General features: G+C 35.6%; 1 protein-coding gene and 1 pseudogene. Both read left to right on the top strand.

Going from position 1 to position 1,149, the window contains the following annotated elements; genetic code table 11:
• Positions 1–741 precede the first annotated feature (741 nt).
• Positions 742–819 (top strand): putative holin-like toxin, encoded by a 78-nt coding sequence (locus D1831_RS14910; RefSeq protein WP_235708434.1) that lies wholly within the window; start codon positions 742–744, stop codon positions 817–819.
• A gap of 189 nt (positions 820–1,008) precedes the next feature.
• Positions 1,009–1,149, top strand: a pseudogene (locus D1831_RS14575) (IS5/IS1182 family transposase); the annotation flags it as partial.

Raw genomic sequence — 1,149 nt, 5'->3', positions numbered from 1 at the left:
GGTTGATGATGTTTTGTTTGAATTCTTTGTCGTAACGAGTTGGCATGTAAAAATTCCTTCCTTTTGAGAGACGATTTATTCATTATACACTCTCTTAAAAGTTGTCTCAGGAATCAGCTTACATCCACCTAGCAGTTGAGACGCTTCAGTTCCTAAACTGTCATTATATATGGAAATAGCTGTTTCAAAATTGTTGTTTCCTGAGGAGTATTCAAAAGATTGTCTCAGCTTCCTGTGACGATTTCTTAAAAATGTTATTACTGCTAATCCGAATGCTAACCAACCTACCGATATGTTAATGCTAATCCATTGGATGATATTTAAAATTAGTTCCCATGATTGACCTATAAATAATTGTATAACTTTCAACATTATAAAATCTTCTTTCTTATTTGTTTGCATTTGTATTATTATTTTTATAATTATCAAGCGCCTTACTGTTCTACGTCACCAAGTTTTAAAGCCTTCTTTCAAATTTTGTCCGTGTCCTACTAGTAATATAAGGATTAACCTGAAAGTTAATCCGTTTAAATTGGTTCTCACTAGTAATATAGCGATCAGGCAAATTTGTTTTAAAACTTGGATAGTGATATAGATTCCCTGTATAATGGTATTTTGTAGAGAAGTTAAGGCGGTGGCTATTTCCAATCGGAGGTGGTGCTTATGGTGTTAAACCTTTAAAGCCCATAAATCCTAACGAAAGGAGTAGCCTAGGTGTCCGTTGCGGACGCTTTACAATTAATGCTGGCTTTCGGTACTTTTATCGTGGCCTTAATCGCATTAATTGTTGAGCTGATCAAAAGTAAGCAAAAAAAATAACCGCCTTAGCTCTGGTCAGCTAGCGGTTATTAAATATCGTTAAAATCTGCCACCGTCTTTAACGGCTCTACATGGGAAGCCCTGTTCTAGCGGGACTTCCTTTTTCTATTACATTATAGCATGTCCCTTAGAAGCTGTCCAAGATCTATGATTTTTGATATACTTCTATGTAAAAAGCGAGTTTAAGCTATGAAAAATTATCCCAGCAATATTACTCGGCAACAATTTGAATTAATTCGACCAGCTTTAGAAAATTTTCGTAAGCGAACTAAGCCTCGAAAATATGACCTCTACGAGGTCTTCTGTGCGGTCCTATATGTCTTGAAAACC

This window comes from Lactiplantibacillus garii, from assembly GCF_003885105.1.
Taxonomy (GTDB): Bacteria; Bacillota; Bacilli; order Lactobacillales; family Lactobacillaceae; genus Lactiplantibacillus; species Lactiplantibacillus garii.
The sequence above is the reverse complement of the archived record's forward strand: the minus strand, read 5'-3'. Positions and strand labels throughout refer to the sequence as shown.

Bases quoted from the DNA above. Each gene is read 5' to 3' on its own strand.
- D1831_RS14910 (WP_235708434.1), top strand. From the start codon at position 742: ATGCTGGCTTTCGGTACTTTTATCGTGGCCTTAATCGCATTAATTGTT.